We start from the raw sequence: 24,231 nt of genomic DNA, 5'->3' as shown, positions 1-24,231 counted from the left end.
GCATGATGGATATCGGGACGCTTCGCGGTATCGGCACCGCCGTGGTTTTCATCGCTTTCATTGGCGTGGTGCTCTGGGCCTACAGCAGCAGACGCAAAGACAGCTTCGACGAGGCCGCCAACCTGCCCTTCGCCGACGACGCACCCGCCAAAGAGCGTGACGAAAAAGCTTCTGGGAGCAATAAAGAATGACTACCTTCTGGAGTCTCTACATCACGGTGCTGAGCCTGGGCACCATCATCGCCATGGCCGTGCTGATCTTCAGCGTGCGCAAGGGCCAGCGCCAGGACGCCACCGAGGAAACCCTCGGTCACGAGTTCGATGGCATCGCCGAGTACGACAACCCGCTGCCAAAGTGGTGGTTCATGCTGTTCGTCGGCACCATCGTCTTCGCCCTCGGCTACCTGGTGCTCTACCCGGGCCTGGGTAACTGGAAAGGTCTGCTGCCAGGCTACAACGAAGCTGGTGACGGCAAGCCGTTCGCCAATGGTGAATCCGGCTGGACTGGCGTGCACCAGTGGGAAAAAGAGATGGTGCGGGCCGACAAGCAATACGCCCCGCTCTATGCCGCCTACGCCAAGATGCCAATCGAGGAAGTGGCCAAGGACGAAAAAGCCCTGAAAATGGGTAACCGTCTGTTCGCCTCCAACTGCTCGGTCTGCCACGGCTCCGACGCCAAGGGTGCCTACGGCTTCCCCAACCTGACCGACAACGAATGGCGCTGGGGCGGCTCGCCGGCCGAGATCAAGCAGACCATCATTGCTGGCCGCAGTGGCGCCATGCCGCCGCAGGCTCCGCAGATCGGCGAAGACGGCGTACGTAATGTTGCCGCCTACGTACTCACCGAACTGGGCGGCCGCAAACTGCCGGAAGGCGTGACTGCCGACATCGCTGCCGGTAAGAAAGTGTTCGAGACCACCTGCTTCGCCTGCCACACCAAGGAAGGCACCGGCAACAAGATGATGGGCGCACCGAACCTGACCAACCCCAGCGCCTTCATCTACGGCAGCAGCTACGCGCAACTGCAGCAGACCATCCGCTATGGCCGCAACGGCAACATGCCGGCTCAGCTACCCTATGTGGGCAGCGAAGACAAAGTGCACCTGCTGACCGCCTACGTGTACAGCCTGTCGCACGGCGAGAAAGCCGAGCAAGTCGAGAAGTAAGCAACACCCGCCCGGGACGCGACCGCTGGTCGCACCCGGGCACAGCTCGATCAGGCGTACCATAGAGCCGTGAAATTCTGACTCCTTCGGCAAGTATCGACAGGAGCACTCACCCAAGCCGTGGTACGACCCTGATGAGCGACCAGATTCCCGTTCGAAACATCACCCCTCCTGCCGCCACAGGCAACGCCGGCGTCGACCTCTACGCCAGCCAGGAAAAAATCTATACCCGCGCCTTTACCGGCCTGTTCCGCAACCTGCGGGTCAGCGGCGGAGCCTTTCTGTTCCTGCTCTATTTCGGTACCGCCTGGCTCAGCTGGAATGACCGGCAAGCAGTCTGGTGGGACCTGCCCGAGCGCAAGTTCTACATCTTCGGCGCCACCTTCTGGCCGCAGGACTTTGCCCTGCTGTCCTGGCTGCTGATCATCTGTGCCTTCGGCCTGTTCTTCATCACCGTGTTCGCCGGTCGCGTCTGGTGCGGCTATACCTGCCCGCAAAGCGTGTGGACCTGGGTGTTCATGTGGTGTGAGAAAGTCACCGAGGGCGACCGCAACCAGCGCATGAAGCTGGACAAGCAGCCCATGAGCGGCGAGAAATTCGCACGCAAGGCAGCCAAGCACAGCCTGTGGATTCTCATCGGCCTGGTCACCGGCCTGACCTTCGTCGGCTACTTCTCACCGATCCGCGATTTGATCCCCAACCTGCTCAGTGGCGAGGCCGATGGCTGGGCCTACTTCTGGGTCGCTTTCTTCACCCTCGCCACCTACGGCAATGCCGGCTGGCTGCGCGAGCAGGTGTGCATCTACATGTGCCCCTACGCGCGCTTCCAGAGCGTGATGTTCGACAAGGACACCCTGATCGTCTCCTACGATCCGCGCCGTGGTGAAAGCCGTGGCCCGCGCAAGAAGACCGCCGACTACAAGGCCGAAGGCCTTGGCGACTGCATCGACTGCACCATGTGCGTCCAGGTCTGCCCGACCGGTATCGACATCCGCGATGGCTTACAGATCGAGTGCATCGGCTGCGCCGCCTGCATCGACGCTTGCGACAGCATCATGGAGAAGATGAACTACCCGAAAGGCCTGATCAGCTACACCACCGAGCACAACCTCTCCGGACAGAAGACCCACCTGCTGCGCCCACGGCTGATCGGCTATGCGATTGCCCTGGTCGCCATGATGGGCCTGTTCGCCTGGGCGGTCGGCCATCGTTCGCTGGTGGAGCTCGACGTGCTCAAGGACCGCGTACTTTTCCGCGAGAACGAGCAAGGCTTCATCGAGAACGTCTACACCCTAAAACTGATGAACAAGGCCCAGCGCGATCTGACCTTCCTGGTCAGCGTCGAAGGACTGGATGGTTTGGTCTACGGCGGCAAGAGCGAACTCAAGGTCGCCGAAGGTGAGGTACTCTCCGTGCCGGTGGAGTTGTCCATCCCGCCGGAAAAACTGCCCTCCAGCGCCAACGAAATCCTCTTCAAGGTCCAGGCCGTTGAAGACCCGAGTATCCACAGCGACACCGACAGCCGCTTTATCGGCCCCAGCGTTCGCTAACCATAGGAAATTGCATGCAACCCGACACCTTCGCCCGGCCCTGGTACAAAGAATTCTGGGTCTGGTTCATTCTCGGCATTCTCGGCATGTCCGTGGTGCTGGGCACCTCCATGCTGGTGATCGCCACGCGCAATCCGCCGGGGTTGATCTCCGACAACTATTACGATGTCGGCAAAGGCATCAACACCTCGCTGGAGCGCGAAAACCTCGCCGTGCGCCTCAAGCTCAAGGCCAGTCTGCAGCTGGACAATGAGCGAGGCACCGCCAGCCTGCAGTTGCAGGGCTACAGTAAGCCGCCGCAACTGGTGCTCAACCTGATCTCGCCGACCCAGCCCGAGCGTGATCGCCGGGTAGTCCTGCAAGCCCAGGCGGACGGCAGCTATGCCGGCAACCTGCTGGATGCGGTCGAAGGCCGTCGTTTCGTCGAAGTCATCGGTCAGGAAGGCGGCCAGGACTGGCGCCTGTTCGAGGAAGAACAACTGGCCAGCGGCCAGTCGGTTCAGCTCGGCGAGTGATCCGCCCGCGTCCATGAGCAGCAGTCCCCTTCCCTGCTATCACTGCGGCCTGCCGGTACCTGCCGGCAGCCGTTTCGAGGCCCGCGTGCTGGGTGCGCCGCGGGCCTTGTGCTGCCCAGGCTGCCAGGCCGTGGCCGAAGCCATCGTCGCCGGCGGCCTGGAAAACTACTACCGCCACCGCAGCGACAACGCAATTAACCCGCAGGCCCTGCCCAAGGCCCTGCCGGATGAGCTGGAGCTTTACGACCGCGAGGAGGTGCAGCAGGACTTCGTCCAGCACCAGGGCGAACTCAGCGAAACCAGCCTGCTGATCGAAGGCATCAGCTGCGCCGCCTGCGGGTGGCTGATCGAGAAACACCTGCGCACCCTGCCCGGTGTTGCCGAAGCCCGTCTCAACCTGTCCAACCATCGCCTGACCCTGCGCTGGGCCGACAGCCTGCTGCCCCTCAGCCAGTTGCTCAAGGAGCTGCGCAGCATCGGTTATGCCGGCCACCCCTGGCAGGACGATGCAGCCAGCACCCGCCTGGCGGCCGAGAACCGCAAGTCGCTACGGCAGATCGGCGTCGCCGGCCTGCTGTGGATGCAGGTAATGATGGCGGCAATGGCCACCTGGCCGGAGTTCAATGTCGACCTGTCGCCCGAGCTGGACAAGATCCTGCGCTGGACCAGCCTGTTCCTCACCACGCCCATCGTCTTCTACTGCTGCGGCCAGTTCTTCCGCGGCGCCCTGCGCGACCTGCGCACCCGCCACCTGACCATGGACGTGTCGGTGTCGCTAGCCATCGGCGGCGCCTATGTCGCCGGTATCTGGTCCACCGTCACCGGCATCGGTGAGCTGTATTTCGACGCGGTCGGCATGTTTGCCCTGTTCCTCCTTGCCGGTCGCTACCTCGAGCGGCGCGCCCGCGAGCGCACGGCGGCGGCCACTGCGCAACTGGTCAGCCTGCTGCCACCGTCCTGCCTGCGCCTGGATGCCGAGGAGCGTAGCGAGCGCGTGCTGCTGCGCGAACTACAGGTCGGCGACCGCGTGCTGGTGCCACCGGGCGCACTGCTACCAGCCGACGGACACATCGTTGCCGGCCAATCCAGCGTCGACGAATCGCTGCTCACCGGCGAATACCTGCCGCTGCCACGCGGCATCGGCGATGCGGTGACCGCCGGCACCCTCAACGTCGAGGGGCCGCTGACCCTGCAGATCAGCGCTCTCGGTGCCGACACCCGGCTGTCTGCCATCGTCCGTCTGCTGGAGCGCGCCCAGGCCGACAAGCCGCGCATCGCCGAGCTGGCCGACCGGGTCGCGCAGTGGTTCCTGCTGATCGTCCTCGGCGTGGCCGCCATCGTCGGCCTGGTCTGGTGGCAGATCGACAGCGAGCGCGCCTTCTGGATCGTCCTCGCCCTGCTGGTCGCCACCTGCCCCTGTGCCCTCTCGCTGGCCACGCCGACCGCGCTGACCACCGCCACCGGCAGCCTGCACAAGCTCGGCCTGCTGCTGACCCGCGGCCATGTGCTGGAAGGCCTCAAGCAGATCGACACGCTGATCGTCGACAAGACCGGCACGCTCAGCGAAGGACGCCTGACCCTGGAGCGCATCGAGACCCTGCGCGAGCTGGATGGCGACGCCTGCCTGGCCCTGGCAGCGGCCCTCGAACATGGCTCCGAACACCCCATCGCCCGCGCCTTCGGTCACTGCACGCAAGGTGCCGAACAGCTCGCCAGCGAACCCGGCCAGGGCCTGCAAGGCGTGGTCGATGGGCGCCTGCTGCGTATCGGCCAGCCGGCCTATGTCGCCGCCCTCGCTGGGCGCAGTGCGCCGGCAATTCCTGGCGAGCACGGCCAATGGCTGCTGCTCGGTGACGAGCGCGGTCCGCTGGCCTGGTTCGTCCTCGGCGACCGCCTGCGCGAAGACGCCCCGCAGCTGCTGGAAGCCTGCCGCGCGCAGGGCTGGCAGATCATCCTGTTGTCCGGCGACAGTTCGCCGATGGTTGGCGAAGTGGCACGCCAGCTGGGTATCGACGACGCCCGCGGCGGCCTCACTCCGGATGCCAAACTGGCCGTGCTGAAGCAACTGCAACAGGCCGGCCACCGCGTGCTGATGCTCGGTGACGGGGTCAACGACGTGCCGGTGCTGGCCGGCGCCGACATCAGCGTGGCCATGGGCAGCGCCACCGACCTGGCCAAGACCAGCGCCGATGCCGTACTGCTGTCCAACCACCTGGGTAGCCTGGTGCAGGCCTTCGCCATGGCCCGCCGTACGCGGCGCATCATCCTCGAGAACCTGACCTGGGCAACGCTGTACAATGGCCTGGTGCTGCCCTTCGCCGCCCTGGGCCTGGTCACTCCGCTGTGGGCCGCGGTCGGCATGTCGGTCAGCTCGCTGCTGGTAGTGCTCAACGCCTTAAGGCTGGCCCGCACCTGATCCTGCTGTAGGAACGAGCTCTGCTCGCGAACGATCCAACAGAGGGCAATTTCGCGAGCAGAGCTCGCTCCTACACAAGCCCGCCCCGGAGACTTTATGTCCGCCATCTACATCCTGATCCCGATTGCCGTGGCCCTGGTCGGCTTCGCCATCTGGCTGTTCGTCTGGGCGGTGGACAACGGCCAGTACGACGACCTCGACGGCCCGGCCCACAGCATTCTGTTCGACGACGAAGACCCGCAGCACAAGGCCGGCATCGCCGAAGCCGACCAACCCGAACAGCAGGACCAGCCCCGTGCTTGAACTGGCCCCACTGCTGGTTTCCGCGCTGATCCTCGGTCTGCTCGGCGGCGGGCACTGCCTGGGCATGTGTGGCGGCCTGATGGGCGCGCTGACCCTGGCCATCCCCCCCGAACAACGGGCCCGGCGCTTTCGCCTGCTGCTGGCCTACAACCTCGGGCGCATTCTCAGCTACACCACGGCCGGGGTATTGATCGGCCTGGCCGGCTGGGCCGTGGCCAGCAGCCCGGCAGCCATGGTGTTGCGGGTGATCGCCGCGCTGCTGCTGATCGCCATGGGCCTGTACCTGGCCGGCTGGTGGAGCGGCCTGACCCGCCTCGAAGGCCTGGGCCGCCATCTCTGGCGCCACCTGCAACCCATCGCCACGCGCCTGATGCCGGTCAGCAGCCTGCCGCGCGCCCTGCTGCTCGGCGCCATCTGGGGCTGGCTGCCCTGCGGTCTGGTCTACAGCAGCCTGCTGTGGGCGGCCAGCCAGGGTTCGGCACTGGATAGCGGCCTGCTGATGCTGGCTTTCGGCCTCGGCACCTGGCCGGTGCTGCTGGCCACCGGCCTGGCGGCAGAACGTTTGACCGCCCTGCTGCGCCAGCGCGGCGTGCGCATGGCCGGTGGCCTGCTGGTGATCCTGTTCGGCCTGTGGACCCTGCCCGGCCCGCATCAGCACTGGCTGATGGGGCATTAGCCGGCACACGCTCTGCTCGCCGACGACGCAACGCAGCCTGGCGCGCTCCACCAGCTTGATACAGGTCAAGATCACCCGCCGCGCACCTCCCTAGACTCGCAACCACTGCTTGCCTATCCGGGGACAATCGTATGCTCGACGCCATTCGCTGGGACGCTGACCTGATCCGGCGTTATGACCTGCCCGGCCCGCGTTACACCTCCTATCCCACCGCCGTACAGTTCCACAACGAGGTCGGCTCGTTCGACTTGCTGCATGCGCTGCGCGACAGCCGTAAAGCCCTGCGCCCGTTGTCGCTGTATGTGCATGTGCCGTTCTGCGCGAACATCTGCTACTACTGCGCCTGCAACAAGGTGATCACCAAGGATCGCGGCCGCGCACTGCCTTACCTGGAGCGCCTGGAGAAGGAAATCAACATCCTCTCCTGCCATCTGGACCCGCGTCAGCCCGTCGAGCAGCTGCATTTCGGCGGTGGTACGCCGACCTTCCTCAGCCACGACGAACTGCGCCGGCTGATGGGCCATCTACGCCAGCACTTCAACCTGCTGGATGACGACACTGGCGACTACGGCATCGAGATCGATCCGCGCGAAGCCGACTGGTCGACCATGGGTCTGCTTCGTGAGCTGGGCTTCAACCGCGTCAGCCTGGGCGTGCAGGACCTCGACCCGGCGGTACAGCGGGCGATCAATCGCCTGCAGAGCCTGGAAGAAACCCGCGCCATTGTCGAAGCGGCGCGTACCCTGCAATTCCGTTCGGTGAATATCGATCTGATCTATGGCCTGCCCAAGCAGACTCCGGAAAGCTTCGCCCGCACCGTGGCCGAAGTCATTGCCCTACAGCCGGATCGCCTGTCGGTGTTCAATTACGCCCACCTGCCGGAACGCTTCCTGCCGCAACGCCGTATCAACAGCGACGACCTGCCCAGCCCCGCTGACAAGCTGGCCATGCTGCAAGGCAGCATCGAGCAACTCACCGCTGCTGGTTACCGCTATATCGGCATGGATCACTTCGCCCTACCCGACGACGAACTGGCAACCGCCCAGGAAGACGGCACCCTGCAGCGCAACTTCCAGGGCTACACCACCCATGGCCACTGCGATCTGATCGGGCTTGGCGTGTCGGCCATCAGCCAGATCGGCGATCTGTATTGCCAGAACAGCAGCGATCTGGGCAACTACCAGCAGAGCATCGACAATGGCCAGCTCGCTACGCTGCGCGGCCTGCAGTGCAACGACGACGACCGCATCCGCCGCGCCGTGATCCAGCAACTGATCTGTGAATTCCAGCTGGACTTCGCCACCATAGAAACGCAGTTCAACATCGATTTCCGCGGCTACTTTGCCCCGCTCTGGCCGCAGCTGCAGCAACAGGCATTGGACGGTCTGATCGACATCACGGACAGGGGTATCGACGTGCGCCCGGCAGGCCGCCTGCTGGTGCGCTCGGTGTGCATGTTGTTCGACCACTACCTGGAACAACAGAACCTGCAGCGCTTCTCACGGGTTATCTGAAGATTACCGGCGTAGCGCGGATGCAATCCGGGGCGTGCCCGTCCCGGATTGCATCCGGGCTACCACCGGCATATCCGCTTCTAGAACACTCACCCCAGCGCCAGTCCGGCCGCCGCCTGCATCTGCTCGTCACTCAAGCCGGCTTCGCGCATGGCCTTGAGCAAATTGGCACTGGCGCTGCTGAGCGCCCCTTGCAAGGAAGCCAGCTCGCTGCGCAGCGCCTCGACGCGCAACTGGCGAGCCTCGGGATTCAGCCCTGGCTCGGCCATCAGCGCCTCCAGCTCGGCCTTCTTCTCGGCGATCTGCTGCTTCAGCGCACGGATCAGCCTGAGCAGCTCCTTGAGGCTGTCCGGCAGGTTGCTCTCGTCGATATCCTCGTTCTTCGCGCTAGAGCGCACCTGCCCAAGCTCCGAAAGGCTCACGCGCAAGCCATCGGTGATTGCCTCCGCGCTAGGCGTTTCACCACGTTCCCGGGCCACCTGGCGCTGGATGCCCAGGCTCAGGCGCTCCGTCAGGCCACCCACATCAATCCGTAACATGAACTTGCCCTGCAGCTGTACTCAACGGCCTTGTCGGCGGACTGCCGAAAAACTTGAACATCCAGTCAAGGACTGGCCAGCCCACCCGCCCCTGCGTTACCCTTGCGCTTTATGGGTGTTAAGTCAGCAGGGATCTCCGAGATGTCCGAATCCATCAAGGTTCACACGCCGCATCAGGCCCATTGCAAGGATTGCAGCCTGGCAACGCTGTGCCTGCCGCTGTCGCTCAATCTCGAGGACATGGACTCCCTGGACGAAATCGTCAAACGTGGGCGACCGCTGAAGAAAGGCGAATTTCTTTTTCGCCAGGGCGACCCGTTCGGTTCTGTGTTCGCCGTGCGCAGCGGCGCGCTGAAGACCTTCAGCCTCTCGGACGGCGGTGAAGAACAGATCACCGGCTTCCATTTGCCCAGTGAGCTGGTAGGCCTCTCCGGCATGGATACCGAGTTCTACCCGGTTTCGGCCCAGGCCCTGGAAACCACCTCGGTCTGCGAGATTCCCTTCGAACGCCTGGACGAGCTGTCCGTCCAACTGCCCCAGCTGCGTCGCCAGCTGATGCGGGTGATGAGCCGGGAAATCCGTGACGACCAGCAAATGATGATGCTGCTGTCGAAAAAGACCGCTGACGAACGCATCGCCACCTTCCTGGTCAACCTGTCCGCGCGCTTCCGTGCCCGTGGTTTTTCCGCCAACCAGTTCCGCCTGGCCATGTCGCGCAACGAGGTGGGTAACTACCTGGGCCTGGCGGTGGAAACCGTGTCTCGCGTATTCACCCGTTTCCAGCAGAACGGTCTGCTCGCCGCGGAAGGCAAGGAAGTCCACATTCTCGACCCGATCGAGCTGTGTGCACTGGCCGGCGGCAACATGGATCGCTGATAATTCGCTGCCCATAGCGCCTGGAGTACCGCGATGATGTTCGACGAATTCAGCATCAAGTCCCTGATTCGCCCCGTACCCGACTTCCCCAAGCCGGGCGTGGTATTTCGCGATATCACCCCGCTGTTCCAGTCTCCGCGAGCCCTGCGCCTGGTCGCCGACAGCTTCATCCAGCGTTATGTGGAGAGCGACTTCAGCCACATCGCCGCCATGGATGCCCGCGGTTTTCTGATCGGCTCGATCATTGCCTACGAACTGAACAAGCCGCTGATCCTGTTCCGTAAGCAGGGCAAGTTGCCTGCTGATGTACTCGCTGAAAGCTACCAGACCGAATACGGCGAGGCGCTGCTGGAAGTGCATGCCGACAGCCTGTGTGAAGGCGATTCGGTACTGATCTTCGATGACCTGATCGCCACCGGCGGCACCCTGCTCGCCGCCGCCCGCCTGGTCCGGCGCATGGGCGCCACGGTGCACGAAGCCGCCGCGATCATCGACCTGCCCGAACTGGGCGGTTCGCAGAAGCTCAACGACAGTGGCATTCCCACTTTCTGCCTGACCGCTTTCGCCCTCAACGAGCGCTGAGTTCCACCGCACGCGGCGCAGTGGCCGCATGCGGCAATCAATCGTCGCGGGTCAGCACTTCCAGCAACTCGATCTCGAAGATCAGGTTGGAATTCGGCGGAATCGAACCCACCTGGCGTTCGCCATAGCCCAGGTGCGCCGGCACCCACAGCTTGCGCTTGCCGCCCACACGCATGCCCATCAGCCCTTGATCCCAACCTTGAATCACCCGGCGCGTACCGATCACGCACTGGAACGGCTTGCCGCGCTCGTAGGATGAGTCGAAGGAGCTACCATCCTCCAGCCATCCGCGGTACTGGGTGGTGATCAGGGCGCCCTTGACCACGGTCTTACCGTCGCCCAGCTGGATATCTTCAACCTGCAATTCGTTGCTCATCGCTCACTCTCGTTCGATCAATCGGCAACCTACCTCGGCGGCCCGCGCAGGCTTTTCGCAGGATTCTGCCGAACTGGCAAGCGACGCACAGCAACTTCGCCAGCCTATAAACTGCGTTTCAGGCTAATAACTGCACACCACTTGGCAGGCAAAGACAGAAAGCCTGCGCTTTCAGGCTAAAATGCCCGGCTGTCTACCGATCATCCTGTCGAAGCCTGAAACCATGTCCCTGCCCAAGCACCAGCTCGAACTGTTAAGCCCGGCGCGCGATGCCGCCATCGCCAAGGAAGCCATCCTGCATGGCGCCGATGCCGTGTATATCGGCGGGCCGAGCTTCGGGGCGCGGCACAACGCCAGCAACAGCGTGGCAGACATTGCCGGCCTGGTGGAATTCGCCCACCTGTTCCATGCCAAGGTCTTCGTCACCATCAACACCATTCTGCATGACGACGAAGTCGAGCCGGCGCGCCAGTTGATCCATCAGCTCTACGACGCCGGCGTGGATGCGCTGATCGTGCAGGACATGGGCGTGATGGAAATGGACATCCCGCCGATCGAGCTACATGCCAGTACCCAGTGCGATATCCGCACCCTGGACAAGGCCAAGTTTCTCTCCCAGGCCGGCTTCTCGCAGATCGTCCTGGCGCGTGAGCTGAACCTGGAGCAGATCCGCGCGATCAGCGACAGCGTCGATGCTGCCGTCGAGTTTTTCATCCACGGTGCGCTGTGCGTGGCCTTCTCCGGCCAGTGCAACATCTCCCACGCGCAGACCGGGCGCAGCGCCAACCGTGGCGACTGCTCGCAGGCCTGCCGCCTGCCCTACACCCTGAAGGATGACCAGGGCCGCGTGGTCGCCTACGACAAGCACCTGCTGTCGATGAAGGACAACAACCAGACCGCCAACCTGATCCACCTGGTCGATGCCGGCGTGCGCTCGTTCAAGATCGAGGGCCGCTACAAGGACATGAGCTACGTGAAGAACATCACGGCTCATTACCGCCAGGAACTCGACGCCATCCTCACCCAGCGCCCCGAGCTGGCGCGCAGCTCCAGCGGCCGCACCGAGCACTTCTTCACCCCGGACACGGAAAAGACCTTCCACCGTGGCAGCACCGACTACTTCGTCACCGACCGCAAGATCGACATCGGCGCCTTCGAGTCGCCCAAGTTCGTCGGCCTGCCGGTGGGCGAAGTGCTCAAGGTCGGCAAGCACGACCTCACCGTGCAGACCACTGAACTGCTTAACAATGGCGACGGCCTCAACGTGCTGATCAAGCGTGAGGTGGTGGGTTTCCGCGCCAACACCGTGGAGCAGCTGGCCCAGGTCGAAGAAGAAGGCAGCACGCAGTGGCAGTACCGCGTGGTACCCAACGAGATGCCGGCCGAGCTCAAGCAGCTGCGCCCGCACCACGTGCTCAACCGCAACCTCGACCACAACTGGCAGCAGGCGCTGCTCAAGACCTCGTCCGAGCGCCGCGTGGCGGTCAGCTGGCAAGTCGAGCTACGCGAAGCCGAACTGCGCCTGATGGTGACCAGCGAAGACGGCAGCAGCGCCAGTGTCAGCCTGCCGGGCCCGTTCGGCCCAGCCAAGGATGCGGAACAGGCACGCGCACAACTGGCCGACACCCTGAGCAAGCTGGGCACCACCATCTATTACGTCAGCGACGTGCAGATCGACGCGCCGCAAGCCTTGTTCATCCCCAACTCGCAACTCAAGGCTCTGCGTCGCGAGGCCATCGAGGCGCTGAGCGCTGCGCGCGTGGCCGCGCATCCACGCGGCAGCCGCAAGGCCGTCAGCGTGCCGCCGCCGGTGTACCCGGAGTCACACCTGACCTTCCTCGCCAACGTCTACAACGACAAGGCCCGCGCTTTCTACCAGCGTTTCGGCGTGCAGCTGATCGATGCGGCTTACGAGGCCCACGAGGAAAGCGGCGAGGTGCCAGTGATGATCACCAAGCACTGCCTGCGCTTCTCCTTCAACCTGTGCCCCAAGCAGGCCAAGGGCGTCACCGGCGTGCGCACCAAGGTGGCGGACATGCAGCTGATCCACCAGGACGAAGTGCTGACTCTGAAGTTCGACTGCAAGCCGTGCGAGATGCACATCATCGGCAAGATGAAGGGCCACATCCTGCACCAGCCGCAACCGGGCAGCGCGGCCAGCTCAGGCGGCATGGTCGGCTACATCAGCCCGGACGACCTGCTCAAGACCATCAAGCGCAAGCCGGCTGGTAGCCACTGATCACCAGCCCCAGCGCGCAGCCATAAACTGACCGACTGGGCCAAGCCCACTCAGCCAGCCAGGGCGTTTGGCTATTCAGCTGGTCAGGGTTGTGCGCGTACCTTGCATTGCATGGGCGTCGCCTCATAGCCCCAGACCACCGTGGCCTCACCCTGATGCTCCCACAGGGACTCGTTGCGTCCCTGGTATTTGCTGCCGCTAGCAGCAGGCTGCTGGTACATCAGCGACACGCTGTCCGCGAATTCGACCACAACCGTGGCCGGCTCGGTCGGATAAAAGGTGGCAATCACCTCCTTGCTTGGTACCCCATCACAGGCGTAGACCACCGGCCCGCTGCCCTCGACCAGGGCATAGCGAGCCTGCAATTCAGCAATGCGCTGGCGATAGCTGTCTCTTACACACAGCACCTGGTCATCACTCTTCCAGCAGTCATCACGCCCCTTGATCCAGCCTCGCTGCTCGGCTTTGAGCACCGGAGGGTGCTCATTGGTCGCCTTGGCGCTTGCCTGCTGATAGACCGTGGCCATGGACTGATCTAGCTCGGCCAGATCAGTGTTCTGACAGATCAGGGCCTCAATGCTGCCGGTTGCCACCTTGCTGCAATCGAATGTCGGCGTGAGGGCCGCCTGGGATATCAGCGGCAGCGCGGCCAGTGCCGACAGAAGTGCATGTCTGCAATGGATCATGAAACCTCCTTGAAATGTTCAGTGCGTGTAATAGGGGGCTGCGCTACCACTGCCCATTCATCACCCTACGGGTAGCCGCGCGCACGGCTTCAGGGTAGCCCGGCTGCATGTACCACACCGCCGGATGTTCACTGGCGCTGAGCGCACGTTGCTCCGGCTGCAGGTTGGTACGCATCAGCAGGATCACATCGCTGCTGACCCAGGGATGCCGGTACCAATAGTGGTGACCGACGATATCGAAGCCTCGGGCCATCTGGTTACCGGATACATCCAGCAGGGTGACATTGCCCAGGTAACGATCACGGGTGAACTGGCGCAGGCGCTGCTCTGCCTTGCTACTGCCAATACGCGGCCCGCCCGGCATCAGATGGTGGGCGTAGTCGAGGGCATCATCCTGGTCGGAAACGGTGATCAGCACCTGCTCTGCCACCCGGCTGATGGCCGGCAGGCGATGCTCGAACAGCTCTTCCGGCACATCGGCGGCGGCAAACACCACAGCACCGATTCGGTAGCGTTCCTGCAGCTGGGCAGTGGTCAGATCGGGATGACGGGCCTGAAAGGTTTGCAAGGCCAAGGATGCCACGCGTCCACCCGCGCTGTAGGCAATCAGGTTGATACGCTCGGCCGCCGTATGCCGGGCCAGCAGTTCGATCAGCTGCGCCAGCGCCTGACTGGATTGACGGGCGCGTTCGACATCGACGCCCAGCAGATAACTCATGATGTTCTGGTGCGACGGCCAGGCGAAGGCCAGGCCCACGAAATCGCGCCCGGCAAAGTGCACCAGCTCGCCGGTCAGGGACGCGGAGTTGGCGAAGTCGACCTTGGCACCATGTACATAGATGATGATTTCCTTGTCACGCGCCTTGGCCAGCTCCAGGTTGATAGCGTCCACATAGGCTTGAACCTGTGGATCCAGGGGCACCCCAATAGGGTTCTGCACAGCCAGTGCGGCCACTTGCCGAGCCTCGACCAGGCTCAGCGGTAGTTCTCGCTCGCGCGTTTCACTGAGCGATGCCTCGCGTAGCTCCGGCCAGCTGTCCTGATGATCGCCCAGCCGCACCTCAGCCCTTCCCAAATGCAGCGCCGAGCTGAAAGTATTGCCATAGGCCACGCCCTGCCGCTCACGGTTGGTCGCATAGAACAACTCTACGGTGGGCACCCGCTCGACGTCATCCAGGTGCGCAAATGGATCGACCGCAGCCTGGTGATAGATAACCGGGGTGTTCATCAGCACCAGCGGTGGCGGACTGTTACAGGCCGCAAGCAACAGAGCCAAACTAGAAGTCAGAATGGTGCGGATGGCGTGCGTCAATGGCTGGCACTCAGAAAGCGCGGCGCTCGGATGCTCGCCGCCACTCGCCTCTTATTACCCTATATCAAACGACCTCACCAGCCGTGCCCCGGTCACAACAGCCAAACCATCAACCGGACACGGCCACATGCAACGGTGGCCGTTAGCACTGATGGCGCGGGCCAAAAACGCCTGTTCAAGCAGGCGGCTACAGCCCCATCTGCTTGCTGATGATCTCGTTCATCACTTCGCGCGTGCCGCCGCCGATGGAGAGGATGCGGTTGTCGCGGTACAGGCGCTCGACCAGCGACTCGCGCATGAAGCCCATGCCGCCAAGCAACTGTGTCGCGTCGTAGGTGATGCGGTCGGAGACGTCGGTGGCGAAGTTTTTGGCCATGGAGATTTCCTTGATCACGCTTTTGCCAGCCGCCATCTTGGCGGCCTGGCGATAGGTGAACTCGCGCGACACTTCCAACTGGGTAGCCATCTCTGCCAGGCGATGCTTGAGCACCTGAAACTTGCCGATCGGTTTGCCGAAAGCATGCCGGTCATTAGCCCACTTCAACGCTTCCTCCAGGGCCAGCTGTGAGGTCATGTTGGCCATGATCGCCAGCGACAGGCGCTCGCTCTGGAAGTTGGCCATGATCCCGGCAAAGCCCATGTTCTCGGCACCAATCAGGTTGCCCACCGGCACCTTGCAGTCGTCGAAGAACAGCTCGGCGGTATCGGATGCCCACCAGCCCATCTTCTTCAGCGAACGACCGACGGTGAAGCCTGGCGTCCCCTTCTCGATCAGCAACAGGCTGACGCCGCCGAATCCTTCGCCGCCGGTACGCACCGCCACGGTGTAATAGTCGGCGCGCACGCCGCTGGTGATGAAGGTCTTGCTGCCGGTGACGCGGTAGAAGTCGCCCTCTTTCACCGCGCGAGTTTTCAGGCTGGCCACGTCGGAGCCGCCCGAAGGTTCGGTCACCGCCAGGGCCATGATCTTCTCGCCGGCCAGCACCTGCGGCACCACGCGCTCGCGCACTTCCGGGCGGGCCCACTTGAGTACCGGCGGCAGGCCGATATCCAGTGAACCGAGGCCGGCCACTAGGCCGCCGGAGCCGCAGCGCATCAACTCTTCGCTGGCCGCCACCTTGGCAAACAGGTCGCCCTCGTGACTGCCGCCGAACTGCTCCGGATAACCGATACCGAGGATGCCAGCAGCACCGGCCTTGCGGTACAGCTCGCGGGGAAACTCCTCGGCCTCCTCCCAGTCCGCCACATGCGGCAGTATCTCGCGCTCGACGAAACGGCGCACCGAGTCGCGCACCAGCTGATGGGATTCGTCGAAGTATTCCTGAAAGGCAGACATGGGCAAGCTCCGGATAAGGATGCAGTGACCTTAACCGAGCGCTTGCTTGGTTTTCAAGATGAGATTTCAGCCGTCTCCTGAGCCATACCGGTCGCACCGAAGCGCTCGCGATAGGCACTGGGCGGCAGACCGACACTATTGCGGAAAGCGATGCGAAAGCCCTCCACCGTGCGAAAGCCGCATTGCTCGGCAATCCGCTCGACGCTCTGCCCCCCGCCCTCAAGCAACGCACGGGCTCGCGCCAGGCGCTCGTGCTGCAACCAGGCCTTGGGTGACATGCCGGTGGCATCGCTGAAACGGCGCAGAAAGGTGCGCTCGCTCATCGCCACCCGCTTGGCCAACTGGCTGATTTCCAGCGGTTCGGACAAATGCTGACGCACCCACTCCAGCAGACCGGACAAGTCATGGCGCACGGCCTGAGCCACCGGCGCGGGAATGAACTGGGCTTGGCCGCCGGCACGCTGCGGAGCCATCACCAGACGCTGCGCCACGCGATTGGCCACCTGGCTGCCGAAATCCCGCGCCACCAGGTGCAGACAGGCATCGATACCGGCCGCGCTGCCCGCCGAGCTGATCAGTTGGCCGGCATCCACGTAGAGCACCTGCGGGTCCACCTCGATGGCCGGATAGCGCCGCACCAGCTCATCGGTATAACGCCAGTGGGTGGTGGCGCGCTGGCCATCGAGCAGGCCGCTGGCCGCCAGCACGAACACCCCGGAACAGATCGACAGCAGGCGCGCGCCGCGCTCATGAGCTGCGCGCAAGGCCTCAAGCAGTTCGGCGGGTGGCAATTCGGCACGGTCGCGCCAACCGGGGATGATGATGGTACGGGCTTCGGCCAGAGCCTCCAGGCCAGCGTCCGCCAGCACCTGGATGCCGCCCATAGCACGCATCGGCCCTTGGTCCAGGCCGACGATGCAGTGGCGGTACCAGGGGAAGTCGAACTCCGGGCGGGCCAGGCCGAACACTTCCACGGCAATGCCGAACTCGAAGGTACAGAGGCCATCGTAGGCAAGGATGGCCACCAGGCCGGGGTCGTTGCGCATTGGCGGATTTTTTCCTATCACTGTCTGAACCGCCACTGTAGCCAAGATTGGCGTCTGGATACAGTGGCGCCACACCCACCGACCGGAGCCTCACATGAGCCTGATCAGCCAACACCCCGCCGCCTCTTCCGCCATCGCTCTGATGCACTTCAGCCAGCGCCTGAGCTTCGAGACCGACTGCTCGGACGTACATGCCAGCCAGCAGGACGGCGATGTCGACTATGTATTGGTCGATGTGCGCGGCGAGGCGGCCTATGCCAGCGGCCATGTGCCAGGCGCCATCAACATCCCGCACCGGCTGATGGAGCGCGAGTACATGGCACGCTACCCGCGCGACACCCTGTTCGTCGTTTACTGCGCCGGCCCGCACTGCAATGGCGTGCACCGCGCCGCCGTGCGCCTGGCCAGCCTGGGTTATGCGGTGAAGGAAATGCTCGGTGGCGTCACCGGCTGGCTTGACGAAGGCCTGAGCCTGGTCGGCGCCCGCGGCGAGCAAACGGCCAACAGCCAGCCGGGCATCCGCTGCGCATGCTGAATCAGGCCAGAGTACGAGCAGCGCAGGTGACAGACATTCCCGCGTTGCTGGTACTCATGCGCGAGCTGGCGGCATTCGAGGATTACCTGACGGACTTCGCTGTTGATGCCCAGGCGCTGTGTGAACGGGCCTTTGGCCCCAGCGCGCAGTGCCAGGTGTTTGTCGCCGAGAGCGCCGGTGTGCCGTGTGGCTATGCCGTGGCGTTGCTGATCCCCTTCACCTACGATCTGCGTCCAACCTGCCTGCTCAAGGAGCTGTATCTGCAACCTGAACAGCGCGCGCAGGGACTGGGCAGGCAGCTGCTGGCCGGCGTGGCGAGCTGGGCTATAGACCAGGGCGCAGGGCGCATGAAGTGGGATGTATTGGTCGGCAACAGCCGTGCGGAACGCTTCTACCAGTGCCTCGGCGGACGCCCGGTGAGCAAGTGGCTGGCCTATGAAATGGCAGAGCCAGCCCTGGCGCAATTGGCCGGGCAGCTACCTGGATAACTCGCTCAGTCAGCGATTGGCCGGCGCCCGGCGAAGGCATGCGCCAGGGTGCCACCGTCCACCAGTTCCAGCTCGCCACCCAGCGGCACGCCATGAGCGATGCGCGACAGGATGATGCCCTTGCCGTGGAGCATCTGCGCGATGTAATGGGCCGTGGCCTCGCCCTCCACCGTCGGGTTGGTGGCGAGAATCAGCTCGGCGAAGTTACCGGCAGCCACCCGTGCGAGCAGCTCGGGGATACCAATGGCTTCCGGGCCCAGGCCATCGAGCGGCGACAGGTGCCCCTTGAGCACGAAGTAGCGGCCGCGGTAGCCGGTCTGCTCCACCGCAAACACATCCAGCGGCCCTTCCACCACGCACAGCAGCGAATCATCGCGGCGCGGGTCGGCACACTGCGGGCACAGCTCATCCTCGCTCAGGGTACGGCAGCGCGAGCAATGCCCCACCCCTTCCATCGCCGCAGTCAATGCCTGAGCCAGGCGCATGCCGCCACTGCGATCGCGCTCAAGCATCTGCAGCGCCATACGCTGAGCCGTCTTCTGCCCCACTCCGGGCAGGATGCGCAGGGCGTCGACCAGTTGGCGAATCAGCGGGCTGAAGCTCATGAGGAATACCGTAGGAGATGGCTTTGAATGGTAGGCACGGAGCGAGGGGTGATCAGACGCTGTGCAGAGCAAGGCGCGATTCGGTCCGGGCAGCGGAGTTTACTTGCCGTAAATGAGCATGCCCGGACCGAATCGCAACGCCGCTATGTGCTGCGGCTGGACGCCCCGGTTTAGAAAGGCATTTTGAAACCGGGGGGCAGCTGCATACCTGCGGTCATGCCGGACATCTTGTCCTGGCTGTTCTGCTCGACCTTGCGCACAGCGTCGTTGACGGCTGCGGCGATCAGGTCTTCGAGCACTTCCTTGTCTTCCTGCATCAGGCTGTCGTCCAGGGTGATGCGCTTGACGTCATGGCGACCGGTCATCACCACGCTGACCAGGCCGGCGCCGGACTGGCCGGTGACTTCGGCGTTGGCCAACTCTTCCTGCATCTTGGCCATTTTTTCTTGCATCTGCTGAGCCTGTTTCATCAGGCCTGCCATGCCACCTTTCATCATGGTGAACTCCTTAATTGTTCACAGGTTCGATGGAGTCGGCGCGGATCACCGCGGCGAACTGTTGAATCATCTGCTGCACCAGCGGGTCATCGTGGATCGACTGCTCCGCCTGGCGCTGGCGTTCGGCGCGCTTGCGCGAAGCCGCCTGGGCCGGGGTTTCCTGCTCGGGCAGGATCAACTCGATGCGCAGGTTGATACTACGCCCGAGATGCTGGTTCAGTGCATCGTTGAGGCGACGCTGCTGGGTGGCATTGAACAGGGCACTGTGGCCCGGGTCCAGGTGCAGCAACCAGTCATCGCCATTGGTTTCGATCAGGGTGCAGTTGGCGCCGATGCTGCCCGTCATACCGGACAGGCCCAGACGCGGGAACAGATCCAGCCACTCGGCAGCCAGGCCGGTGGCCGGCTGGGCCGCTGGCAAGGGTTCTGGCTCAGCGACAGGTTCGGCTGCCGACACATCGAAGTTGTAGTCGAGGCTGTCACCATCGACTTCGGCATAGTCGTAATCACCAGGAGGCGGCTCATCGTCATCGCCCTCGTCAACGACTGCAGCGACTGGCGCTACTGGTTCCGCCAGCGCGGCTGCCGGCGCAGGTTCCGGAGCTACTGCTGCGGGAACTGGCTCAGGCTCGCTTACAGGTTCCGTGACAACCGGCGGTGCCAGCGGCTCGACGGCCGCCTCAGCCGCTGGCGCGACTGGCTCGGTCGGTTTCTCTTCCCAGGGCAGATCGATCACTGGCGCTGCTGCAACCACGCTGGGCACGCTGACCGGCGAGCTGGCTTGTTCCTCGACAACCACTGGCGCAACGGCCGCGGCAACAGGCGCCGGCGCGGCAGCCACGGGCGCTGGCAGCACTGCAGCGGCTGGCTGCGCGGCAACAGGGGCAACGATAGGAGCCGGCTGGGCAGCAATGGCTGCGCCGGCCACTGGGTTGTGTGTGGAATCAGCTGTGGCCTTGCTGATTCCCAGATCCTTTGACGGTAACTCCTTCAAAGGTGAGCGTGGTGCTCCGTCGGCATCCGCGGGACGGAACGCCAACATGCGCAGCAGCACCATCTCGAAACCGCTGCGCGGGTCCGGCGCTAGCGGCAGGTCGCGGCGGCCGATCAGGCCCATCTGGTAATAGAACTGCACATCCTCAGCCGGCAGCGCCTGGGCCAGCGCCAGCACCTTGTCACGGTCGCCCTGGCCATTGTCCACCGCTTCCGGCAGGGCCTGAGCCACAGCCACACGGTGCAGCACGTTGAGCATCTCGGAAAGCACGCCGCCCCAATCCGGGCCTTGCTCGGCCAGATGACGCACCGCTTCGAGCAAAGCTCGGGCATCGCCTTCCAGCAGCGCATGCAACACGCCATACACCTGACCGTGGTCGAGGGTGCCGAGCATGGAACGCACATCAGCGGCCAGCACCTTACCTTCGCCAAAGGCGATGGCCTGGTCGGTCAGGCTCATGGCATCGCGCATCGAACCATCGGCGGCGCGGCCGAGCAGCCACAGGGCGTCGTCCTCGAACGGCACGCTCTCGGCGGTCAGGACGTGAGTCAGGTGCTCGACCACCCGCTCCGGCGGCATGTTCTTCAGGGAGAACTGCAGGCAGCGCGAGAGGATGGTGACCGGTAGTTTCTGCGGGTCGGTGGTGGCGAGCAGGAATTTGACGTGGGGTGGCGGCTCTTCGAGGGTCTTGAGCAGCGCGTTGAACGAGTGCGTGGAGAGCATGTGCACTTCGTCGATCAGGTAGACCTTGTAGCGCCCGCGGCTGGGTGCGTATTGCACGTTTTCCAGCAGTTCACGGGTGTCTTCGACCTTGGTGCGGCTGGCGGCGTCGACTTCGATCAGGTCGACAAAGCGGCCCTCGTCGATCTCGCGGCATACCGAGCACTGTCCGCATGGGGTGGAGCTGATACCGGTTTCGCAGTTCAGGCACTTGGCGATGATCCGCGCGATGGTGGTCTTGCCGACCCCGCGGGTGCCGGTGAACAGGTACGCATGGTGCAGGCGCTGGCTGTCCAGGGCATTGATCAGGGCCTTGAGCACATGGGTCTGGCCGACCATTTCGCGGAACGAGCGCGGACGCCATTTACGTGCAAGAACCTGATAACTCATTGAAAACCGTCGCGTCTGGGTAACCGAGGGGCTAATCCTAGCGGAGCACCGGGTAAATTGCATCCGCGCTGGCGGATTGCTCTGTCGGCAAGAGCCATGCGCAGCAGTCAAAGCGACTTTCTGCGCCAAGGACAAGACGTTTGCCCAGCCACAGCACGCAGGGCTAGCCAGCAAGAGAGTTGAGATAGGGAGGAGAAACGACTAACCCAAGGCGGGTTATGGAGGCGGCCCCACCAGCCACACCCCGGCACACGATGTTCCCGCTGTGGCTGCTTCCTTCCGGACCTGACCAGGTTAACGGGTAATCGTTGCGAGGGGACCGATGGGACCACCATAACGAAGCCCGTCAGACGACGGGCCGCGCCATTGTACTGGTTAGAAACAAACTTACAACCGCTTCAAGCACTTAGCTTAGCGAACAGGCAAACAGCCGCCGCCAGGTCAGACGCGGAAGCGCCCCACCAGCTGCTCCAGGCCGTGGGACAGTTCGGACAGTCGCGCACTGGCCTGGGTACTCTGTTCGGACGTTTGTGCCGCCTCGTTGGACAGGTCGCGGATATCGCTGATATTGCGCGCGATCTCTTCGGTCACCGCACTCTGCTCCTCGCAGGCGGTGGCGATCTGTGCCGCCATGTCATTGATCCGCGCCACCGAGTCACCGGTGGCCGACAACGCACCATCCACCCCAGCCGCACGCTCGACACTGTCACGGGCCTTCTCGCTGCCCGAGTGCATGGCCTTGACCGCATTCTGCACGCCTGTCTGCAGGCGCTCGATCATCTGCTGGATGTCCTTGGTCGAATCCTGGGTGCGCGCCGCCAAGGCACGTACTTCGTCGGCGACCACGGCGAAACCGCGACCTTGCTCACCGGCACGCGCGGCCTCGATGGCGGCATTCAGCGCCAGCAGGTTAGTCTGTTCGGCGATGCCCTTGATCACCGCCAGCACGGCGCCGATGTTGGCGGTCTCCTGCTCCAGGGTCTGGATGGTCGCCGAAGCGCTTTCCACTTCCTGGGCCAACTGGCGGATGGCATGGATAGTCGCGCCGACTACCTGCGCCCCGTCACGCGACTGACTTTCGGCACTGCGCGCCGCATCCGCGGCATTCTGCGCATTACGCGCCACCTCGTGTACCGCGCTGCTCATTTCGGTCGCTGCGGTGCTGACCTGATCCACCGCGGCATGTTCGCTGCTGATCAGGCGATCATTGGCCGCCGCCATACCGGCCAGGGACTCTGCCGAGTCGGCCACCTCACCGGTAACCCGACCGACCTCCTTGATCAGCGGCTGCAGCTTGTCGAGGAAGCGGTTGAAGGCATGGCTGAGCTTGCCCAGTTCGTCACGCGACAGCACATCCAGACGCACGCGCAGGTCACCATCACCATCGGCGATCTGCTCGATGCGGTGCAGCAGGTTGTGCAGTGGGCGGGTCACCAGAATCGGGAAGCCCACCACCAGCACAGCGCAGATCAACAGGCCGATGGCGATGATCCCGCCTTGCTGCCAGCTGCGTTTTTCGCCCAGGGCGATGGCTGCGGTGCCTTCGGCATTGGCGGCGGTGTCTTCCAGCTCACCGAGCTTGTCGATCGGGTCGCGGATAGCTTCGAACTGCGCCTCGCTGTCGCCATAACTCAGCAGAGAGGCGGCGGCAGGATCACTGCCCGCCAACTCCAGCACGCGACTGGAGGTGGCCTTCCACTGGGCGAAACCCCGATCAAAGTCCGCTACCAGCTTGAGCGCTTCAGGGCTCGGCTGCATCTCGGCGAACTTGTGCACGCGTTCATAGGCTTGCTGGGCATTCTCGGCATGGGCTGCCTTGAGCGCCTCGGCATGGTCGCTGGCACCCTCGTCGAGCAAACTGCGCTCGGCGACAAAAGCCTGGTACAGATCGCGATCAGCATTCAACAACAGGCTGATGGCGGGCAGGTAACGGTTGGTCAGGCGGGTACTGGAGTCGGTCACCTGGCTGATGCCCTGCATACCCAGAATGCCCATGAGCACCAGCAGCACGGCGAGCAGAAAAATCGGCAGGGCAATCTTCCAGCGGAATCCAAGATCGGCGAATAGACGAAACATGACAAGACTCCACAGCTTATGAGCAGTTTGTAGTTATGTCGGTAAGCATAGTCATTTTCCTGACCCGTGCTCCGAGCCCACTCGCCGCTACAGATGATGCGCCGGCAGCCACCTGTTAGCCTGTATGCCAGGTACGCAAAAGAACTTGTATGCGCATTTCCATCCATCCCTCGGGCCAAAGCCAGGCCACTGACACCCTCGCGAGCCACAGACTCTGGCTCGGTATCAGTCTGTTCTGCCTGCTAAGCAGTACCGCCCTGGCGCTCGCCAGTGGGCTTTATCTGCTGCAGATCCGTGAAACCAGCGGCACCCTGCTCGGCGGCCTGGGCAGTGCAAGTGCAGTGCTCCTGCTATTGCCGGCACTGCTGGCATTGGGCTCGGCCTGGCTGCTCGGCATGAGCGGCGCACGCATGCTCTGGGCCCTGACTTTTCTGTTGCTTGGCGCTGTAGCGCTGTATCGCTGGGCAACATTTCCAAGCGACCCGAGCGGCAATCTGCTCTATTCGCCGACGCAGGATGAACTGAGTAGTTTCGCCCTGTTCTGCGGTATAGCCCTGCTGCCTCTGCTGCTGCCCAGACGCCGACAGCGGAGCCCAGGCTGGTTACGCTGGTTGTTGGCAGGAGCGCTCGCATTACTCTGCCTGTGCGTCCTGTTGCTGGTGGCGCAGCAGGCGCAGATACATAGCCTGCCCTACTGTGCCTTCGACAGACAGAGCGGCCAGCAACTGAGCATCTGCCTGCATGATGAGCCACGCATACTGATCAACTAACCGCCCCTAAGCCTTGGCAGCGATG

Annotated in this window: 24 protein-coding genes and 1 other RNA gene; 14 read left to right on the top strand and 11 right to left on the bottom strand. The window is 63.6% G+C overall.

From position 1 onward, the window contains the following. The first annotated feature begins 5 nt into the window (after window positions 1-5). The 8 genes from H3H45_RS10730 (at window position 6) to hemN (ending at window position 8,139) form a co-directional block, all read left to right on the top strand. A complete protein-coding gene (locus tag H3H45_RS10730) occupies window positions 6-191 on the top strand; it encodes a cbb3-type cytochrome oxidase subunit 3 (protein ID WP_182833710.1) in 186 nt (61 codons plus the stop codon). Continuing rightward, window positions 188-1,165, top strand: coding sequence for a cytochrome-c oxidase, cbb3-type subunit III (gene ccoP, locus H3H45_RS10725; protein ID WP_182833709.1), 978 nt, complete (start codon window positions 188-190; stop codon window positions 1,163-1,165). Before H3H45_RS10730 ends, ccoP begins: the two co-directional genes overlap by 4 nt. Before the next feature lie 134 nt (window positions 1,166-1,299). Further along, entirely contained in the window at window positions 1,300-2,715 is a 1,416-nt protein-coding gene (gene ccoG, locus H3H45_RS10720) for a cytochrome c oxidase accessory protein CcoG (RefSeq protein WP_182833708.1), read from the top strand. A 14-nt stretch (window positions 2,716-2,729) separates the two neighbouring features. After that, window positions 2,730-3,230, top strand: a complete 501-nt coding sequence (locus tag H3H45_RS10715; RefSeq protein ID WP_182833707.1) for a FixH family protein — start codon at window positions 2,730-2,732, stop codon at window positions 3,228-3,230. Between the two features lie 13 nt (window positions 3,231-3,243). Further along, the gene (locus H3H45_RS10710; protein WP_182833706.1) at window positions 3,244-5,646 is read left to right on the top strand and encodes a heavy metal translocating P-type ATPase; all 2,403 of its coding nucleotides are present in this window, start codon (window positions 3,244-3,246) and stop codon (window positions 5,644-5,646) included. A 96-nt stretch (window positions 5,647-5,742) separates the two neighbouring features. Beyond that, window positions 5,743-5,949 (top strand): cbb3-type cytochrome oxidase assembly protein CcoS, encoded by a 207-nt coding sequence (gene ccoS, locus H3H45_RS10705; RefSeq protein WP_173206094.1) that lies wholly within the window; start codon window positions 5,743-5,745, stop codon window positions 5,947-5,949. After that, on the top strand, window positions 5,942-6,625 hold the full coding sequence (locus H3H45_RS10700; protein ID WP_182833705.1) for a sulfite exporter TauE/SafE family protein: 684 nt from the start codon (window positions 5,942-5,944) through the stop codon (window positions 6,623-6,625). The genes ccoS and H3H45_RS10700 overlap by 8 nt, the downstream gene beginning before the upstream one ends. Window positions 6,626-6,756: 131 nt before the next feature. Next, window positions 6,757-8,139 carry an oxygen-independent coproporphyrinogen III oxidase gene (gene hemN / locus H3H45_RS10695; RefSeq protein ID WP_182833704.1) on the top strand — a complete coding sequence of 461 codons (1,383 nt, stop codon included), beginning with the start codon at window positions 6,757-6,759 and terminating at the stop codon, window positions 8,137-8,139. Window positions 8,140-8,228: 89 nt separating this feature from the next. Here hemN and H3H45_RS10690 read toward each other — a convergent pair whose 3' ends face one another. Beyond that, entirely contained in the window at window positions 8,229-8,678 is a 450-nt protein-coding gene (locus tag H3H45_RS10690) for a hypothetical protein (protein WP_182833703.1), read from the bottom strand. 141 nt (window positions 8,679-8,819) lie between these two features. Here H3H45_RS10690 and fnr point away from each other — a divergent pair, with 141 nt between their 5' ends. Together fnr and H3H45_RS10680 are read left to right on the top strand one after the other, a co-directional pair. Further along, window positions 8,820-9,554: a fumarate/nitrate reduction transcriptional regulator Fnr gene (gene fnr, locus H3H45_RS10685; protein ID WP_182833702.1), complete on the top strand. Its 735-nt coding sequence runs from the start codon at window positions 8,820-8,822 to the stop codon at window positions 9,552-9,554. Between the two features lie 33 nt (window positions 9,555-9,587). After that, window positions 9,588-10,136, top strand: coding sequence for an adenine phosphoribosyltransferase (locus H3H45_RS10680; protein ID WP_182833701.1), 549 nt, complete (start codon window positions 9,588-9,590; stop codon window positions 10,134-10,136). 37 nt (window positions 10,137-10,173) lie between these two features. On the opposite strand, the gene H3H45_RS10675 is transcribed toward H3H45_RS10680, so the two are convergent. Further along, the gene (locus H3H45_RS10675; protein WP_182833700.1) at window positions 10,174-10,512 is read right to left on the bottom strand and encodes an FKBP-type peptidyl-prolyl cis-trans isomerase; all 339 of its coding nucleotides are present in this window, start codon (window positions 10,510-10,512) and stop codon (window positions 10,174-10,176) included. Window positions 10,513-10,735: 223 nt separating this feature from the next. On the opposite strand from H3H45_RS10675, the gene H3H45_RS10670 reads away from it, so the two are divergent. Then, window positions 10,736-12,751, top strand: a complete 2,016-nt coding sequence (locus H3H45_RS10670) for a peptidase U32 family protein (protein WP_182833699.1) — start codon at window positions 10,736-10,738, stop codon at window positions 12,749-12,751. Window positions 12,752-12,834: 83 nt separating this feature from the next. Here the strand turns inward: H3H45_RS10670 and H3H45_RS10665 are convergent, their stop codons facing one another. The 4 genes from H3H45_RS10665 to ftrA form a co-directional block, all read right to left on the bottom strand. Then, window positions 12,835-13,437, bottom strand: a complete 603-nt coding sequence (locus tag H3H45_RS10665) for an MliC family protein (protein WP_182833698.1) — start codon at window positions 13,435-13,437, stop codon at window positions 12,835-12,837. Window positions 13,438-13,480: 43 nt separating this feature from the next. After that, on the bottom strand, window positions 13,481-14,665 hold the full coding sequence (locus H3H45_RS10660; protein WP_182833697.1) for an alpha/beta hydrolase: 1,185 nt from the start codon (window positions 14,663-14,665) through the stop codon (window positions 13,481-13,483). Window positions 14,666-14,936: 271 nt separating this feature from the next. After that, entirely contained in the window at window positions 14,937-16,085 is a 1,149-nt protein-coding gene (locus H3H45_RS10655) for an acyl-CoA dehydrogenase family protein (RefSeq protein ID WP_182833696.1), read from the bottom strand. A gap of 53 nt (window positions 16,086-16,138) precedes the next feature. After that, a complete protein-coding gene (gene ftrA, locus H3H45_RS10650) occupies window positions 16,139-17,131 on the bottom strand; it encodes a transcriptional regulator FtrA (RefSeq protein ID WP_182833695.1) in 993 nt (330 codons plus the stop codon). A gap of 94 nt (window positions 17,132-17,225) precedes the next feature. On the opposite strand from ftrA, the gene H3H45_RS10645 reads away from it, so the two are divergent. Together H3H45_RS10645 and H3H45_RS10640 are read left to right on the top strand one after the other, a co-directional pair. Next, entirely contained in the window at window positions 17,226-17,666 is a 441-nt protein-coding gene (locus tag H3H45_RS10645) for a rhodanese-like domain-containing protein (RefSeq protein WP_182833694.1), read from the top strand. 26 nt (window positions 17,667-17,692) lie between these two features. Beyond that, complete coding sequence (locus H3H45_RS10640; protein WP_328822306.1) at window positions 17,693-18,154, top strand: GNAT family N-acetyltransferase; 462 nt, start codon at window positions 17,693-17,695, stop codon at window positions 18,152-18,154. 5 nt (window positions 18,155-18,159) lie between these two features. Here H3H45_RS10640 and recR read toward each other — a convergent pair whose 3' ends face one another. The 5 genes from recR to H3H45_RS10615 all read right to left on the bottom strand — a co-directional run bounded on the left by recR (window position 18,160) and on the right by H3H45_RS10615 (window position 23,436). After that, window positions 18,160-18,759: a recombination mediator RecR gene (gene recR, locus H3H45_RS10635; protein ID WP_182833692.1), complete on the bottom strand. Its 600-nt coding sequence runs from the start codon at window positions 18,757-18,759 to the stop codon at window positions 18,160-18,162. A 170-nt stretch (window positions 18,760-18,929) separates the two neighbouring features. Further along, complete coding sequence (locus tag H3H45_RS10630) at window positions 18,930-19,256, bottom strand: YbaB/EbfC family nucleoid-associated protein (protein WP_160489699.1); 327 nt, start codon at window positions 19,254-19,256, stop codon at window positions 18,930-18,932. Window positions 19,257-19,266: 10 nt separating this feature from the next. Then, window positions 19,267-21,360, bottom strand: coding sequence for a DNA polymerase III subunit gamma/tau (gene dnaX / locus H3H45_RS10625; RefSeq protein ID WP_182833691.1), 2,094 nt, complete (start codon window positions 21,358-21,360; stop codon window positions 19,267-19,269). 228 nt (window positions 21,361-21,588) lie between these two features. Beyond that, window positions 21,589-21,685: signal recognition particle sRNA small type (gene ffs / locus H3H45_RS10620), an RNA gene on the bottom strand. 116 nt (window positions 21,686-21,801) lie between these two features. After that, window positions 21,802-23,436 carry a methyl-accepting chemotaxis protein gene (locus H3H45_RS10615; RefSeq protein WP_182833690.1) on the bottom strand — a complete coding sequence of 545 codons (1,635 nt, stop codon included), beginning with the start codon at window positions 23,434-23,436 and terminating at the stop codon, window positions 21,802-21,804. Between the two features lie 149 nt (window positions 23,437-23,585). On the opposite strand from H3H45_RS10615, the gene H3H45_RS10610 reads away from it, so the two are divergent. Beyond that, window positions 23,586-24,206, top strand: a complete 621-nt coding sequence (locus H3H45_RS10610; protein ID WP_182833689.1) for a hypothetical protein — start codon at window positions 23,586-23,588, stop codon at window positions 24,204-24,206. The last annotated feature ends 25 nt before the right edge of the window (window positions 24,207-24,231 follow it).

This window comes from Aquipseudomonas guryensis (assembly GCF_014164785.1).
Taxonomy (GTDB): Bacteria; Pseudomonadota; Gammaproteobacteria; order Pseudomonadales; family Pseudomonadaceae; genus Aquipseudomonas; species Aquipseudomonas guryensis.
The sequence above is the reverse complement of the archived record's forward strand: the minus strand, read 5'-3'. Positions and strand labels throughout refer to the sequence as shown.